11 protein-coding genes are annotated in these 15,889 nt (G+C 62.6%); 4 read left to right on the top strand and 7 right to left on the bottom strand.

The features are described from left to right. Window positions 1–116: 116 nt before the first annotated feature. From leuS to holA, 3 genes are all read left to right on the top strand, one after another. Window positions 117–2,753 (top strand): leucine--tRNA ligase, encoded by a 2,637-nt coding sequence (gene leuS / locus ACS3WB_RS00705; protein WP_438273696.1) that lies wholly within the window; start codon window positions 117–119, stop codon window positions 2,751–2,753. Then, complete coding sequence (lptE, locus tag ACS3WB_RS00700) at window positions 2,740–3,324, top strand: LPS assembly lipoprotein LptE (protein ID WP_438273695.1); 585 nt, start codon at window positions 2,740–2,742, stop codon at window positions 3,322–3,324. The genes leuS and lptE overlap by 14 nt, the downstream gene beginning before the upstream one ends. Window positions 3,325–3,535: 211 nt before the next feature. Further along, window positions 3,536–4,564, top strand: coding sequence for a DNA polymerase III subunit delta (gene holA, locus ACS3WB_RS00695; RefSeq protein ID WP_438273694.1), 1,029 nt, complete (start codon window positions 3,536–3,538; stop codon window positions 4,562–4,564). A 159-nt stretch (window positions 4,565–4,723) separates the two neighbouring features. Here holA and ACS3WB_RS00690 read toward each other — a convergent pair whose 3' ends face one another. From ACS3WB_RS00690 to mnmE, 5 genes are all read right to left on the bottom strand, one after another. Then, window positions 4,724–5,605, bottom strand: coding sequence for a ParB/RepB/Spo0J family partition protein (locus tag ACS3WB_RS00690; RefSeq protein ID WP_438273693.1), 882 nt, complete (start codon window positions 5,603–5,605; stop codon window positions 4,724–4,726). Window positions 5,606–5,785: 180 nt separating this feature from the next. Beyond that, window positions 5,786–6,643, bottom strand: a complete 858-nt coding sequence (locus ACS3WB_RS00685) for a ParA family protein (protein ID WP_438273692.1) — start codon at window positions 6,641–6,643, stop codon at window positions 5,786–5,788. A gap of 22 nt (window positions 6,644–6,665) precedes the next feature. Then, entirely contained in the window at window positions 6,666–7,349 is a 684-nt protein-coding gene (rsmG, locus tag ACS3WB_RS00680; RefSeq protein ID WP_438273691.1) for a 16S rRNA (guanine(527)-N(7))-methyltransferase RsmG, read from the bottom strand. A gap of 252 nt (window positions 7,350–7,601) precedes the next feature. Beyond that, window positions 7,602–9,473, bottom strand: a complete 1,872-nt coding sequence (gene mnmG / locus ACS3WB_RS00675; RefSeq protein ID WP_438273690.1) for a tRNA uridine-5-carboxymethylaminomethyl(34) synthesis enzyme MnmG — start codon at window positions 9,471–9,473, stop codon at window positions 7,602–7,604. Between the two features lie 158 nt (window positions 9,474–9,631). Next, window positions 9,632–11,008, bottom strand: a complete 1,377-nt coding sequence (gene mnmE / locus ACS3WB_RS00670) for a tRNA uridine-5-carboxymethylaminomethyl(34) synthesis GTPase MnmE (RefSeq protein WP_438273689.1) — start codon at window positions 11,006–11,008, stop codon at window positions 9,632–9,634. Window positions 11,009–11,112: 104 nt separating this feature from the next. Between mnmE and ACS3WB_RS00665 the strand changes: the two genes are divergently transcribed. Further along, window positions 11,113–13,161, top strand: a complete 2,049-nt coding sequence (locus tag ACS3WB_RS00665) for a thioredoxin domain-containing protein (protein WP_438273688.1) — start codon at window positions 11,113–11,115, stop codon at window positions 13,159–13,161. 269 nt (window positions 13,162–13,430) lie between these two features. On the opposite strand, the gene rho is transcribed toward ACS3WB_RS00665, so the two are convergent. Together rho and hemJ are read right to left on the bottom strand one after the other, a co-directional pair. Then, a complete protein-coding gene (rho, locus tag ACS3WB_RS00660) occupies window positions 13,431–14,696 on the bottom strand; it encodes a transcription termination factor Rho (RefSeq protein ID WP_292619400.1) in 1,266 nt (421 codons plus the stop codon). A gap of 429 nt (window positions 14,697–15,125) precedes the next feature. Continuing rightward, window positions 15,126–15,545 carry a protoporphyrinogen oxidase HemJ gene (gene hemJ / locus ACS3WB_RS00655; RefSeq protein WP_438273687.1) on the bottom strand — a complete coding sequence of 140 codons (420 nt, stop codon included), beginning with the start codon at window positions 15,543–15,545 and terminating at the stop codon, window positions 15,126–15,128. Window positions 15,546–15,889: the final 344 nt, after the last annotated feature.

Raw genomic sequence — 15,889 nt, 5'->3', positions numbered from 1 at the left:
CACCGCAAAACCACACCGCTTGCAAACCGTGCCGTCCCGCCCCCCGACCCGTTGACCCCCGGTCCGCTTTCATGGCCTAGTCGAGGCCTGCAAATCACGAAAAACACCGCATTTCCATGACCTCAGAACGTTACAACGCCCGTGACGCCGAACCACGCTGGCAAGCCGAGTGGGACAGGCAGGCGATCTTCGCGACCAAAAACGACGATCCGCGCGAAAAATACTACGTGCTGGAGATGTTCCCCTATCCGTCCGGGCGCATCCACATCGGCCATGTCCGCAACTACACCCTTGGCGACGTGATCGCGCGCTACATGCGCGCAAAGGGCTACAACGTGCTGCATCCGATGGGCTGGGACGCCTTCGGTCTGCCAGCCGAGAACGCCGCGATCGAGCGCAAGGTCGCGCCCAAGGCGTGGACCTACGACAACATTGCCGCGATGAAAAAGCAGCTCAGATCCATCGGGCTGTCGCTCGACTGGGCGCGGGAATTCGCGACCTGCGATCCGTCCTATTACAAGCACCAGCAGAAGATGTTCCTGGACTTCCTGCGCGCCGGTCTCGCCGAGCGCGAGAAGCGCAAGATCAACTGGGATCCCGTCGACATGACCGTGCTCGCCAACGAGCAGGTGATCGACGGCCGCGGCTGGCGCTCCGGCGCCGTGGTCGAGCAGCGCGAGATGAACCAGTGGGTCTTCAAGATCACGAAATACTCGCAAGAATTGCTCGACGCCCTCGACACGCTCGACCGCTGGCCCGACAAGGTGCGGCTGATGCAGCGCAACTGGATCGGCCGCTCCGAGGGCCTCCTGGTTCGCTTCGCGCTTGATCCGGCAACGACCCCAAGCGGTGAGAGCGAACTGAAGATTTTCACCACGCGCCCCGACACCCTGTTCGGCGCGAAGTTCATGGCAATCGCGCCGGATCATCCGCTGGCGCAGGCGGCGGCGAAAGACAATCCCGCGCTCGCGGATTTCATCGCCGAATGCAAGAGGCGCGGCACCGCGCAGGCCGAGATCGACACCGCGGAGAAGCTGGGCTTCGACACCGGCATCCGCGCGATCCATCCGTTCGATGCGGCGTGGGCGCTGCCGGTCTATGTCGCCAACTTCATCCTGATGGAATACGGCACCGGCGCGATCTTCGGCTGTCCGGCGCACGACCAGCGCGACCTCGACTTCGTCAACAAATACGGGCTCGGCAACACGCCGGTGGTCTGCCCCGAGGGACAGGATCCCAAGAGCTTCGTCATCACCGACACGGCTTACGACGGCGACGGGCGGATGATCAACTCCCGCTTCCTCGACGGCATGACCACCGATGCGGCGAAGGAAGAAGTCGCGAAGCGGCTGGAAGGCGAGATGCGTGGCAACATGCCCGTCGCCGAGCGCAAGGTGAATTTCCGCCTGCGCGACTGGGGTATCTCGCGCCAGCGCTACTGGGGCTGCCCGATCCCGGTGATCCATTGCCCCAGGTGCGACGTGGTGCCGGTGCCGGGGACGGACCTGCCGGTCACGCTGCCGGAGGACGTCACCTTCGACAAGCCCGGCAACGCGCTCGACCACCATCCGACATGGAAGCATGTCGTCTGCCCGAAGTGCGGAGCCAAGGCCACGCGCGAAACCGACACCATGGACACCTTCGTGGACTCGTCCTGGTATTTCGCGCGCTTCACCGATCCGTGGAACGAGCAGGCGCCGACCACGCCCGCCGTCGCCAACCGCATGATGCCGGTGGACCAGTATATCGGCGGTGTCGAGCACGCGATCCTGCATCTGCTCTATTCGCGCTTCTTCACCCGCGCGATGAGAGCCACCGGCCATGTCGACATGGACGAGCCATTCAAGGGCATGTTCACCCAAGGCATGGTGGTGCACGAGACCTACCGCAAGGCCGACGGCGGCTGGGCCTCGCCTGACGAGGTCCGGATCGAGGCCAACGGCGAGACCCGTCGCGCCGCGCTGATCTCCACCGGAGAAGCGGTCGAGATCGGCGCGGTCGAGAAGATGTCGAAGTCGAAACGCAACACCGTCGACCCCGACGACATCATCGGCACCTATGGCGCCGACACCGCACGCTGGTTCATGCTGTCGGACTCGCCGCCGGACCGCGACGTGATCTGGAGCGAGGAAGGCGTGCAGGGCGCGGCGCGCTTCATGCAGCGGCTATGGCGGCTGGTCAACGAATCGGCGGAGGCCGGCAAGTCCGCGCCGCAGGACAGGCCGGCAAGTTTCGGAGCCGACGCGCTGGCGCTGCGCAAGGCGACCCACGGCGCGCTCGACAAGGTGTCGACCGGGATCGAGCGGCTGCATTTCAACGTCTGCCTCGCCAACATCCGCGAGTTCGCCAACGAACTGGCCGACGCCCTTGCCCGCTCCCACGCCGGGAAATCCGGTCTTGCGCCGGATCTGGCCTGGAGCCTGCGCGAGGCCGCGACCATCCTGGTCCAGTTGTTCAGCCCGATGATGCCGCATCTGGCCGAGGAATGCTGGCAGGCGCTGGGGCAGGCCGGTCTGATTTCGCAAGCCCGCTGGCCACAAATCGAGCGCGATTTGCTGGTTGAAGACACCGTGACTCTGCCGGTGCAGGTCAACGGCAAAAAGCGGGGCGAGGTCACAGTGGCGAGCGGCGCGCCGAATCCGGAAATTGAGACTGCCGTTCTGGCGCTCGATGCGGTAAGACAGGCGCTGGGCGGCAAACCGGCCCGCAAGATCATCATCGTCCCGCAGAGGATTGTGAATGTGGTGGGGTAGGTTGCCGGGTCGACCGGTTCGATCATGGCCTGGTCTGCGCATCGCGGCACGGCTGGGCATCATCGCCGTGCTGGCGGCGCTGACGGCCGGCTGCTTCCATCCGATGTATGCCGAACATACCGACGGCAGCCCCGCCCTGCGCGACAAGCTGATGGGCGTGGAGCTGCTGCCGATCAACAAACCCAACGCCTCTCCCGATGCCCGCATCGGCGTCGAAATTCGCAACGCGCTCGCGTTCAAGCTTTACGGCGGCGCCACCGGCGCACCTCCGACGCACCAGCTCAAGATCCGCTTCTCAACCACCCGCTCGTCGCTGATGCTCGGTGCCAACACCGCCCTGCCCTCCAACGAGAGCTACGGCATCGATGCCAGTTATCAGTTGATCGAGGTCGCAACCGGCAAGACCGTTCTCGATGCGAACACCTTCGCCCGCACCTCCTACGACATTCCCGGCCAGCTCCAGCGTTTCGCGCGCGCGCGCGCCTATCGCGACGCCGAGGATCGCGCGGCGCAGCAGATCGCCGACAACATCAACACGCGTCTGGCGGCGTATTTTTATTCGGGAACGTGAGAACGCCATTCACCTTTATTCTGCGAAGCGATGGCGTTTCCGTATTGCGGCATCCCAAGCGCATTTTCTCTCCCATTGGGAAGGGGCTGGGTGAGGGGTTACAAACTATCGCGGTATCGAAACCTCGCCCGGCGCGCCACGCCGACCTCTCCCACAGGGAGAGTTTGAAGAAACATCGTTCTTGCCGAAACGAGGGTTGGATCGAACGCACATGGTCGCGTTGCGCGGAAAAGACGTCGACAGCTTTCTCGCCCGGCCTGATCCGGGCCGTCCGATCATCCTGCTCTACGGCCCCGACGCCGGTCTCGTACGCGAACGCGCGGACGCCTTGACGGCGTCGGCTGTCGATGACGTCAACGATCCGTTTTCGCTGGTGCGTCTCGACGGCGACGAGCTTGCGACCGAGCCGTCGCGTCTTGTCGACGAAGCCATGACGGTGCCGCTGTTCGGCGGCCGACGCGCAATCCGCGTCAAGGTCGGATCGCGCAGTTTCGCCAGCGGCGTCGAGACTCTGGCGGACTCCGATATCCGGGACTGCCGTATCGTGATCGAGGCCGGCGAGTTGCGGCCCGAAGCGCCGCTACGCAAGGCCTGCGAGCGCGCGAAGAACGCGGTGGCGATTGCCTGCTATCCCGATACCGAACGCGATCTCGCGCGCCTGATCGACGACGAGTTGCGCGCCTCGGGTCTGAAGATCGCACAGGATGCGCGCATCATGCTGACGTCGCTGCTTGGCGGCGACCGTCAGGCATCGCGCAACGAGCTGCGCAAGATTGTGCTTTATGCCCATGGCGCGCACGAGATCACGCTCGAGGCCGTGATGGCCGTGGTGTCAGATGCATCCGACTTCAAGCTCGATCCCGTCGTCGACGCCGCATTCGCCGGACAGCCCGCCATCGTCGAAACCGAATTCGCCAAGGCCATGGTTGCCGGCACTTATCCGGGCCTCGCCATTTCGGCCGCACAGCGTCAGGTCGCCAGCCTGCACAAGGCGGCGCTTCTGATGGAAGGCGGCGCATCGGCCTCATCGGCGGCCGAGGGTGGATTTCCGCGGCTGCATTTTTCGCGCAAGGCAGCGGTGGAAACCGCCTTGCGCAATTTCAGTGCGGCGCGGCTGCTCCAGGTGATGGATCAGCTCGCCATTGCCGCGCTTGACGTACGCAAGCAGTCCTCACTCGCTGCCGTCATCGCACAGCGCGCGCTGATGTCGATCGCGGTGAATGCACGGCGAAGGGGATAGTCTCAATCCGTCCTTGCGAACGAAACGACAGAAGCCCCCTTCTGTCGTCTCCGCGAAAGCGGAGCGTCAGTTCATGTCGGCTGCAATAGGAAGAGTCGGAGATTATGGGTCCGGCTCGCGCTCGCGACGCGCTTGGCCGGGACGACGGCTGGTCGGTTGCTATCCCTTCGTATCCAGCCGCTTCAAAATCTCGTCGAGCTGATCGAGATCACGGTAACGGATCTGCACGACGCCGCCAGGATTTTTGTGATCCACCGTCACCGCAAGGCCAAGCGCGTCGCTGACGCGCTTTTCCAGCGCCAGCGTGTCGGCATCCTTCTGCGCCTTGTCTGCGCGCGCCTTCGGCGGCTTGCGCTCCGGCACGCCCGCCTCATGTGCGAGTGCCTCGGCCTGCCGCACGTTGAGACCTTCCGCGACAATGCGCTTCGCGGCGGTGGAGGGATCGGGCACGCCGATCAGCGCACGCGCGTGGCCCGCCGACAACTCGCCCGAGGCGATCAGCTCTTGCACGTCGTCGGGCAATTTCGTCAGCCGCATCATGTTGGCGACGTGGCTACGGCTCTTGCCGACGATCTTCGCGATCTCGTCCTGGGTGCGTTTGAATTCGTCGGCAAGCGCGTGATAGCCCTTCGCCTCTTCCATCGCATTGAGATCTTCGCGCTGCACGTTCTCGATGATCGCGATCTCAAGCGCGACATGATCGCTGACGTCGACCGGCACGATCGGAACGTCATGCAGTCCCGCCGCCTGCGCCGCGCGCCAGCGCCGCTCGCCGGCGATGATCTCGTAGCGATCCTGAACGCCCTTCACCGGGCGCACCACGATCGGCTGGATCACGCCGTGCTGGCGAATCGAATCGGCCAGCTCGCCGAGCTCGACATCGGAAAACACCCGGCGCGGATTGCGCGGATTGGGTTTCAGGAACTCGATCGCCACCTTGCGCTGCGTGCGCGGGCGTTCGGCGTGGGCCGCCTCACCACCGACGTCGCCGATCAGACTTGCAAGACCGCGGCCCAGTCGCGAACGCGCTTCGTCGGCCATCGCCAGCTCCCTTGGATTCACGCAGAACACTCCCGATCAACGAGATGATTTTGCACGCGCGTTTCAGAACAACGGCGTGGTTTGTTCTTTTAATTTCCTCTCCATTGTGGAGGAGAGAGCAGGTTTCGTTCGGCAAGCGGCGTCGATTCGCTCACGCGCGTCACGAATGATTTCCAGTCCTCAATGCGTCGTGCGCAGATCGCGCTCGCGCTTGATCACCTCGGTCGCGAGCTTCAGATAGGCTTCGCTACCGCTGCATTTGAGATCGTAGACCAGCACCGGCTTGCCGTAGGACGGCGCTTCCGAAATACGCACGTTGCGCGGGATCATGGTGTCGTAGACCTTCGAGCCCATGAACTGGCGCACATCGGCGACGACCTGATTCGACAGATTGTTGCGCGAGTCGAACATGGTCAGCACGATGCCATGGATCGACAGATTAGGATTGAGCGTGGTGCGTACCTGCTCGACCGTCTGCAGGAGTTGCGACAGACCTTCGAGCGCGAAGAACTCGCATTGCAGCGGCACCAGGATCGCGTCCGACGCCGCCATCGCGTTGACGGTGAGAAGGTTGAGCGACGGAGGACAGTCGATCAGCACGTAGGTGTAATCGGCGTTGTCGGCTGCATTGCCGTTGAGCGCGGTGATCGCATCGCGCAGGCGGAACGCGCGATCCTTCGTTGCGCCAAGTTCGAGCTCCAGGCCGGAAAGGTCCATGGTCGAGGCGGCGATGTGCAGACGCGGCACCGCGGTCGGCACCACGGCGTCGCGCAGCGGCGCCTCGCCGATCAGCACATCGTAGGTGGAGACGTTGCGATCGCGGCGGTCGATACCGAGGCCGGTCGATGCGTTGCCCTGGGGATCGAGATCGACGATCAGGACGCTTTCACCGATCGCCGCCAGCGCGGTGCCGAGGTTGATCGCGGTGGTCGTCTTGCCGACGCCACCCTTCTGATTCGCGAGCGAAATGATCCGGGGATGGCGGGAGCACGATTCGCGCTCGCCATCGTATTGATATATCTCATCAATTACCGTCATGCGCGACGCCATGTCTGATTTGTCATGTCTGCTCTGTCGGAGAACTATCGCGCCGCTCGATGCGATCGAGCTCGACGATCCAGCCCCCTCCGCCGGTGCGGCTGGAATGAATGCGAGGTTCAATATTCCAATATTTAGTGGCTTCCGTCAATTCTGACTCTACATCTTGTCCCTTGAGAAACATCGCCCTGGTTCCCTGTTTGACCAGAGGTTCCGCGAAGCCGAGCAGCATTTGTAGAGGCGCTAGCGCTCGCGCGGTCACGCAATCGATCCGGTTATCCAACCTTTCCACATAATCCCCAATATCCGCGTTGTGAATGACGGCGGGCGCCGCGGTGACGCGAATCGCCTCGCGAAGAAAGGCGGCCTTTTTGATGCTGCGCTCGACGAGATCGACCCGGGCGCCTTCGACGCCGGCGAGGGCGCAGGCCAGCACAACGCCAGGAAAGCCGCCGCCGCTGCCAAGATCGGCCCAGAGTTTCGCCTGCGGCGCCAGCGAAAGAAGCTGGAGCGAATCGGCGATGTGACGCGTCCAAAGCTGCGGCATCGTCGACGGCGCGACCAGATTGGTTTTGGTCTGCCATTGGCCGAGCAGGTCCACATAGGCGTCCAACCTCGCCTCGGTTTCACGTGAAACAGGGGTCAGCGCCAGCGCGGCCGCCTTGTCGACGGCCGAAACGGATTGAGCCTGTAAAGGTTTTGGCATGGCCACGCCCGCAGCATACGGGACTGCGTGATTCCCGACCAGATATTTCGTTCCCACAGCTTCACCTCAGTCGGCCATTGGCCGATGGCGGCGGCGGCGTTCCGGCATATGCGACCCGGTTTTTGCTGCTCCCATGGCTGTCGCTGCGAAACAGGGCTCCCTACCGCGCACGGTTGGTTGGCGCCGCCGGGAGTCTTTCGCCTGAAAAACGAACTCAGATGTTTCACGTGAAACATCGCGGCCGGATCGCGCTCAGGCCGAAGCTGCCGCTCTCTTCCGCGCTTCGCGGCGCAGATACGCCGCCAGGATGCCGAGTGCCGCAGGCGTGATGCCGTCGAGGCGACCGGCCTGCCCCACCGTGCGCGGTTGCGCTTTTTCCAACCGGTTGCGCGCCTCATTCGAGAGGCCCGGCACCGTCCCATAGTCGATCCCGGTCAGGATGAGCCCTTCGTCCCGCCGGAATGCTTCGACATCCGCGGTCTGTCGCTTCAGATAGACGTCGTATTTGGCGTCGATCTCCAGATGCACGGCGATTCCCGGATCGATGGCGGATAGCTCCGGCCAAATCGCGATCACCTCGCCCCACCCGATCTCGGCATAGGACAGAAGTTCGAACGCCGACCGCCGATGACCATCGCGATTGAGCGAAAGCCCGTGCCGGGCCGCCTCGTTCGGGGTCACCGACAGCGATTTCGCCAGCGCCTTCGCCGCCTCCAACGCCGCCATCTTGGCCCGGTGATGTGCGGCGCGCCCTGCCCCGACACAGCCCATTGCAATGCCCTTGTCCGTCAGCCGCTGGTCGGCATTGTCGGCGCGGAGCGTCAGGCGGTATTCGGCCCGCGAAGTGAACATCCGATAAGGCTCGGTAATTCCGCGGGTCACGAGGTCGTCGATCATCACGCCGAGATAACCGTCGGCGCGGTCGAAAACGGCGGGATCGCCCCCGCCCGCCGTCAAGGCCGCGTTGAGACCAGCGACCAGCCCTTGCGCCGCGGCCTCCTCATATCCCGTGGTCCCGTTGATCTGACCGGCCAGGAAAAGCCCGGGCATCCGCCTGGTCTGCAAGGTCGGCTCCAGCTCGCGCGGATCGACGTGATCGTATTCGATGGCATAGCCTGGCCGGGTCATCTGGACGCGCTCGAGACCCGGAATCGTCGCGAGGATCGCGCGTTGAACCTCCTCCGGCAACGAGGTCGAAATCCCGTTGGGATAGACCGTAGGATCGTCGAGACCTTCCGGCTCCAGGAAAATCTGGTGGCCGTCGCGGTCGCCGAAGCGGACCACCTTGTCCTCGATCGACGGACAATAGCGCGGCCCCGAGCTTTTGATCTGGCCCGAATACATCGGTGAGCGATGAACGTTGACCCGGATGACATCATGGGTCGCTTGTGTGGTGCGGGTGATGCCGCACTGGATTTGCGGCACCGTGATCCGATCGGTCATGACCGAAAACGGCTCCGGCGGATCGTCGCCCGGCTGCATTTCCACCGCCGCCCAGTCAATGGTAGCGCCATCGAGCCGCGGTGGCGTTCCGGTCTTGAGGCGACCGAGCGTAAAGCCGATCCGCTCGAAGGCCGCGGACAGGCCAAGCGACGGCGCTTCATCGACCCGCCCCGCAGGCCAGCTTTTTTCGCCGAGATGGATCAGCCCCCGCAGAAAGGTGCCTGTGGTGACAACGACCGCCCCCGTCCTGAACTCGCGGCCGTCGCTCAGGCGAATGCCGGCGATTCGGCCGGACGTGACTATGAGATCGTCCGCCTCGCCTTCGATAACCTCAAGATTTGCAGTCTCCCGAATCGCACCCTGCATCGCGGCGGCATAAAGCTTGCGATCGGCCTGAGCGCGGGGCCCGCGCACCGCCGGACCCTTGCGGCGATTGAGCATCCTGAACTGGATTCCCGCCGCATCGGTCACGCGCCCCATCAGCCCGTCCAGCGCGTCGATCTCGCGGACCAGATGACCCTTGCCCAGGCCGCCGATCGCGGGATTACAGGACATCGCGCCGACGGTCGCGAAGCGGTGAGTCACGAGCGCCGTCCGGGCGCCCATCCGCGCGGCCGCTGTCGCGGCTTCACAGCCGGCGTGGCCCCCTCCGATCACGATGACGTCGAATGATGGTGTCATGGGTTTAGCAATATTCGCTGCGCTTTTATCTCAGGTGGGGACCATCCGAAAGATAAGTTTCATCGGTGGGGCGGCACCGGTCAGCGTGTTTCACGTGAAACATTTCGATCCGGAGCAATCTAGCCTCCCATCAGACTAAATAAATGAATACATATTCACTACTTACCGATGCAAAAATCCTTAAAGAGCGAATCAAGAATATTGTCGATGTCCACCCGACCCAGCAGCCGCCCCATCAACTCAACCGAGATCCGAAGCTGCTCGGCGACCAGTTCATCGCCCTGCCCGACCAACCTCTCCGTCTTCGCAAGCGATGCTGCGGCCTCCCGCAATATATTGCGGTGCCGCAAACGTGTGACCGCGGCCATTTCCCCCGAACCGAACCACTCACCCGCGAACTTCGTCAGCGCCGCAACCAATTCCTCCACGCCATCGCCAAGCGCGGCTGAGATCCGGAAATGCTTCGTCGGCGCCCCCTGCCCACATGTTGCCTCAAGATGCCCTGGCTTCGCCCCATCGGTTTCGAGCCCGGAAAGATCGACCTTGTTACGCACGCGCCAGACCGGCACACCCCCCTCGCCGAATGGTCGCGGCAAACGGGCGCCCTCACCGTCATCATCCGCAAGCCACAAAACCAGATCGGCGGACGCCGCGCGCTCCTGCGCCCGCCGCACGCCCTCCCGCTCGACCGGATCGTCGGTATCGCGAATGCCCGCGGTGTCGATCAGCGTGATCGGGTAACCATCAAGATCGAGATGCACTTCGATGATGTCGCGCGTGGTGCCGGCATACGGCGAGACGATCGCCGCCTCGCGGCGCGCCAGGCGATTGAGCAGCGTCGACTTGCCAGCATTCGGCGGCCCCGCAATCGCGACCGTCAATCCGTCGCGCAGGCGTTCGCTTTGTGCCGATGCCGCAAGGGTTTTTTCGATTTCGTGACGGAGCCGCGCGATTTTCTCCATCGCGGGCGTCACTAGGTCTTCCGGCACGTCGCCTTCCTCGGCGAAATCAATTCCGGCTTCGATCAGGGCCGAAGCCTCGATCAGTTGCCTGCGCCACTCACGCGCGCGATCGCCGAGCAGTCCCTGCAACTGCCGTAACGCCTGCCGCCGCTGCCGGTCGGTGTCGGCATGGATGAGATCGTCGAGACCTTCGGCTTCGGTCAAATCGATCTTGCCGTTCTCGAATGCGCGCCGGGTAAACTCTCCCGGCTCCGCTGCCCTCACATTGTCCATAGACGCCAGCGCGGCGAACAACGTGTTCAATACCGCGCGGCCACCGTGAACGTGGAACTCCGCGACGTCCTCGCCGGTTGCGCTCGCCGGCCCGGCGAACCACAAAACAACAGCATCATCAATTACTTCGCCAATCTGATCGCGCAACATGACCCGCTTCGCCAGCCGCGCGGGAGGAATCATTCCTGCGATTTTTGCGAGCGCCGTTCCCGCCAGCGCGCCCGAGACCCGCACAACCGCGATCGCCGACGGCGGCCGGCCCGACGACAGGGCGAAGATCGTTTGCTCTCGCGGATGCATTGCCTATTGTCTTAATCGGCTTCGACGACACCACAAATACTGACGACAGCGGCAAAGCCTTGCAGCTTTCCGTTATCTCATATCCGAATGAAGAGTGCCTCGACATGAATCACGCCGCAGCCGGCTCCGGCCGTCCCGCGAATCGCTTGGCTGCGGAAACGAGCCCTTACCTGCTGCAACACCAGCACAATCCTGTCGACTGGTGGCCGTGGGGACCCGCGGCGCTTGCCGAAGCGCAGCGGACCAACCGTCCGATCCTGCTGTCGATCGGCTATGCCGCCTGTCACTGGTGCCATGTGATGGCGCATGAGAGTTTCGAGGACGACGAAGTCGCCGCAGTGATGAACGAGTTGTTCGTCTGCATCAAGGTCGATCGCGAGGAGCGGCCGGACATCGACCAGATTTACATGAGCGCGCTGCATCATCTCGGCGAGCAGGGCGGCTGGCCGCTGACGATGTTCCTGTCGCCCGACGGATCGCCGTTCTGGGGCGGCACGTATTTTCCGAAGCTGCCGGATTACGGCCGCCCGGCATTCACCGATGTCCTGCAATCGGTGGCGCGGGTTTTTCACGACAAGCCCGACCGGATCGCGCACAACCGCGATGCGCTGCTCGCCCGGCTTTCCGAACGCGCAAGGTCCGAAAATCCGGCGAATCTCGGCCCCGCCGAACTCAATAACGCCGCGGCCTCGATCATGCAGGCGATCGATCACGTGAACGGCGGCCTACGTGGCGCGCCGAAATTTCCGCAATGCTCCGTGCTGGAATTTCTCTGGCGCGCCGGCGCGCGCACCGGCGACGAACGCTTTTTCGCCGCCACCACGCTGACCCTGACACGGATGAGCCAGGGTGGCATCTACGATCATCTCGGCGGCGGCTATGCCCGCTATTCCGTCGACGACAAGTGGCTGGTGCCGCATTTCGAGAAGATGCTTTACGACAACGCGCAGATTCTCGACCTGCTCGCGCTCGACTACGCGCGCAGCAACAATCCGCTGTACCGCGAACGCGCGATCGAGACCGTCGATTGGCTTTGCCGTGAGATGCTGACAGGCGAGGGCGGTTTCGCTTCTTCGCTCGATGCTGACTCCGAAGGCAAGGAAGGCAAGTTCTACGTCTGGTCGCTAAAGGAGGTCGAAGAGGTGCTCGGCGCAACCGACGCCGCTGATTTCGCCGCGCGATACGACATCACCGCAAGCGGCAATTTCGAAGGCCATAACATTCCCAATCGCCTGAAGAACTCCGATCTCGACAGCAATGATGACGCGCGGATGCAGGCGCTACGTGCGAAGCTCTTGGCGCGCCGCGCGAGCCGCGTCCGTCCGGGCCTCGACGACAAGGTGCTCGCCGACTGGAACGGCCTGATGATCGCGGCGCTCGCTCACGCAGCCTGCGCCTTCGCTGTCGCGGACTGGCTGCAGATCGCGCGAACGGCATTCGCGTTCGTACAAACCACGATGACCCGCGACGGGCGGCTCGGTCATTCTTGGCGCGAGGGCCGGCTGCTGATCCCGGCGCTCGCTTCCGACTATGCCGCGATGGAACGCGCGGCACTGGCCCTGTATGAGGCGACCGGCGACAACGCGTTCCTCGAGCAAGCGCTGCGCTGGCAGGCAACGCTGGACACCCATTACGCCGACGTCGAACACGGCGGGTATTATCTCACAGCCGACGATGCCGAAGGGCTGATCGTGCGGCCGCACTCGACGGCCGACGACGCCATCCCCAACCATGACGGACTGATCGCACAAAACCTGGTCCGCCTCGCGGCGCTGACCAGCGATGCCAAGTGGCGCGACCGCATCGACAACATGTTCGCCGCCTTGCTGCCGAGCGCGACCGCGACAGGTTTCGGCCAGTTGTCGCTGATGAATGCGCTCGATCTCCGCCTCGCCGGCGCGGAGATCGTCGTGGTCGGCGAGGGCGCGCAAGCCGACGCGTTGCTCAACGCCGCGCGAAAACTGCCGCACGCCACAAGCATCGTGCTGCACGCGCCGCATGCCGATGCGCTGCCGGCCGGTCACTCCGCGCGCGTCAAGGCGGATTCCGTGCAGGGCGCGGCGGCCTTCGTCTGCCGCAACCAGAGCTGCTCGCTGCCCGTGACAGCCCGGGAGGCTTTGATCGATCTGGTGAAGCAACGAGTCTCTACTTAACGGCAGTCGTCGCCTATAGCCGCGGCGTTCAAACCACTCATGCCCGCTCATCGCGGGCATGCCTGTCTTGCACGGGCATCCACTCTTAAAGCGATCCTCTTATCAAAGAGGTGTGGGGGGCTCGCCCCATAGGCGAGCGAAGCGACGCCGTTCTTTGAACGGCTATGGGCGAGCGAAGCGACGCCGTTCTTTGAACGGCTATGGGCGAGCGAAGCGAAGCCGGTCCTTGAACAGCTATGCCCTGGGCATGACTACAAAACGCGGCAGGATCACGTATTCATCGACTCGAAGAATTCAGAGTTGTTCTTGGTGTTGCGCAGCTTGTCGAGCAGGAACTCGATCGCATCCATGGTTCCCATCGGATTGAGAATGCGCCGCAACACGTACATCTTCTTGAGCAGTTGCGGATCGGTGATGAGTTCTTCCTTGCGGGTTCCGGAGCGCGCGATGTCGATCGCCGGGAAAGTGCGCTTGTCGGCGACCTTGCGATCGAGAATCAGCTCGGAGTTGCCGGTGCCCTTGAACTCCTCGAAAATCACTTCGTCCATGCGGCTGCCGGTATCGACGAGCGCGGTGGCGATGATGGTCAGCGAGCCACCTTCCTCGATGTTGCGCGCCGCGCCGAAGAAACGCTTCGGACGCTGCAAGGCATTGGCGTCGACGCCGCCGGTCAGCACCTTGCCAGATGATGGCACTACGGTGTTGTAGGCGCGGCCGAGCCGTGTGATCGAATCGAGAAGGATGACGACATCGCGGCCATGCTCGACCAGGCGCTTGGCCTTTTCGATCACCATCTCCGCGACCTGGACATGGCGCACAGCCGGCTCGTCGAACGTCGAGGACACGACCTCGCCCTTCACCGAGCGCTGCATGTCGGTGACTTCCTCCGGACGCTCGTCGATCAGAAGAACGATCAGATAGCATTCGGGATGATTGGCGGTGATGGAGTGCGCGATGTTCTGCATCAGCACGGTCTTGCCGGTGCGCGGCGGCGCCACGATCAGCGCACGCTGTCCCTTGCCGATCGGAGCCACGATATCGATGACACGCGCCGACAGATCTTTGCGGGTTGAGTCCTCCAGTTCGAGGCGGAACCGCTGATCGGGGAATAACGGCGTCAGGTTGTCGAAGTTGACCTTGTGCTTCGACTTCTCGGGATCCTCGAAATTGAGCGTGTTGACCTTCAACAACGCGAAATAACGCTCGCCTTCCTTCGGGCTGCGGATGTGACCTTCGATGGTGTCGCCGGTTCGCAGGCCGAAGCGGCGGATCTGCGACGGCGAGACGTAGATATCGTCCGGGCCCGGCAGATAATTAGCGTCCGGCGAGCGCAGAAATCCGAAGCCGTCGGAGAGGACTTCGACCACGCCTTCGCCGATGATATCGATTTCCTGAATCGCCAGTTGCTTGAGAATGGCGAACATCAGCTCCTGCTTGCGCATGGTGCTTGCATTTTCGACCCCAAGCTCTTCCGCAAACGACACGAGTTCGGCTGGAGTCTTGGCCTTGAGGTCTTGAAGTTTCATTTCCCGCATTTGGGAGGGTCCTGTGGAACGCTTCGAGGAGAGTCGTCAGGCGGGTTCATGAAGATGCGGACGGCTGAGAGAAAAGTCCGCAGATCCTGACCGTGGAAAAAACTTTGGGCAAGGAAGGTGCCGAAAGGCTTCCTGGCGTGGCGGCCGGCTCAACAGCGAAACCGGAACGTGACCACATCCGCCTGCTTGGGGGTGGGATGTCCGCAATATAGAAAATTGAACGCTTTCGTGCAAGGAGGAGTGCATCAGTCTTCCGTCGAAGGCTGGCTCCCGCAGTCCGACGATCTCCGGACCTAAGCGACGTCGAGGTCTTGCCTGTCCGCCCTGGGCGCGAAATTCCGCAAAGGGAATGCGGGGTTAGCCCGTACGGCGATCAAGCATTGACGGTACTGTTCTCCAGTCGGCAGCTTTCCGCTTCGAGCCCGGCCGTTACGGCTTGACGATGACCAATATGACGATGCCGACCATCAATGCTGTAACCACCTCATTGATAATACGATAGAATTTCTGACTCATCACGTTCCGGTCAGCCGCGAAATCACGCACGCGGCGAGCGAAATAGCCATGAATGCCGGACATCAGGATCACCAGTGCCAGCTTTCCCTGAAACCAGCCCGCCAGATACCATTGATGCACCCACATCATATAAAGCCCGAGCCCCCAGGCCACCATCATCGCCGGATTGATGATCGCCTTGAACAGCCGCCGCTCCATCACCTTGAACGTCTCGGATTCTTTCGAGCCGATCTCGGCCTCGCAGTGATAAACGAACAGCCGCGGCAAATAGAGCATCCCCGCCATCCAGGAGATGACCGCAATCACATGAAATGCCTTGATCCATTCGTACATCGGTCTTCTCGCTCGGATGACCCGACGATCGTCACTCTGTCGGAACATACAGCCGGCATCAGGGTTATTCCGGCGACGGATAGAGACCTGATCGGGACGATCTCCGCAAGCGACTCTTTTCTAAAAATTAATTTTAAGATTCTTAAGGTTTGAGTCTAAGTGACAGTGAATTCGGCGGGCGCAATTCTGTCCCGGCCCTTTCAAGGGCTTCTTCACAACGTCCCTGAATTAAGACTTGCTCAGCCGTGAATCCGAAAGATCGTTAGCAACGCAAACACTTACGCGTTGTTGGCCCGCAATTACCCAGAGACAATTCCACACAGTCTCACTATTATCGCCAGCGA

This window comes from Nitrobacter sp. (genome assembly GCF_051535215.1).
In the GTDB taxonomy this organism is placed as follows: domain Bacteria; phylum Pseudomonadota; class Alphaproteobacteria; order Rhizobiales; family Xanthobacteraceae; genus Nitrobacter.
Note: the sequence above shows the minus strand (reverse complement) of the source record. Positions and strands in the feature narration are given on the sequence as shown.

Bases quoted from the DNA above. Each gene is read 5' to 3' on its own strand.
- lptE (WP_438273695.1), top strand. From the start codon at position 2,740: ATGTGGTGGGGTAGGTTGCCGGGTCGACCGGTTCGATCATGGCCTGGT.
- hemJ (WP_438273687.1), bottom strand. From the start codon at position 15,545: ATGTACGAATGGATCAAGGCATTTCATGTGATTGCGGTCATCTCCTGG.
- rho (WP_292619400.1), bottom strand. From the start codon at position 14,696: ATGCGGGAAATGAAACTTCAAGACCTCAAGGCCAAGACTCCAGCCGAA.
- ACS3WB_RS00690 (WP_438273693.1), bottom strand. From the start codon at position 5,605: ATGGCCGACGAAGCGCGTTCGCGACTGGGCCGCGGTCTTGCAAGTCTG.
- ACS3WB_RS00665 (WP_438273688.1), top strand. From the start codon at position 11,113: ATGAATCACGCCGCAGCCGGCTCCGGCCGTCCCGCGAATCGCTTGGCT.
- mnmE (WP_438273689.1), bottom strand. From the start codon at position 11,008: ATGCATCCGCGAGAGCAAACGATCTTCGCCCTGTCGTCGGGCCGGCCG.
- rsmG (WP_438273691.1), bottom strand. From the start codon at position 7,349: ATGCCAAAACCTTTACAGGCTCAATCCGTTTCGGCCGTCGACAAGGCG.
- mnmG (WP_438273690.1), bottom strand. From the start codon at position 9,473: ATGACACCATCATTCGACGTCATCGTGATCGGAGGGGGCCACGCCGGC.
- holA (WP_438273694.1), top strand. From the start codon at position 3,536: ATGGTCGCGTTGCGCGGAAAAGACGTCGACAGCTTTCTCGCCCGGCCT.
- ACS3WB_RS00685 (WP_438273692.1), bottom strand. From the start codon at position 6,643: ATGACGGTAATTGATGAGATATATCAATACGATGGCGAGCGCGAATCG.
- leuS (WP_438273696.1), top strand. From the start codon at position 117: ATGACCTCAGAACGTTACAACGCCCGTGACGCCGAACCACGCTGGCAA.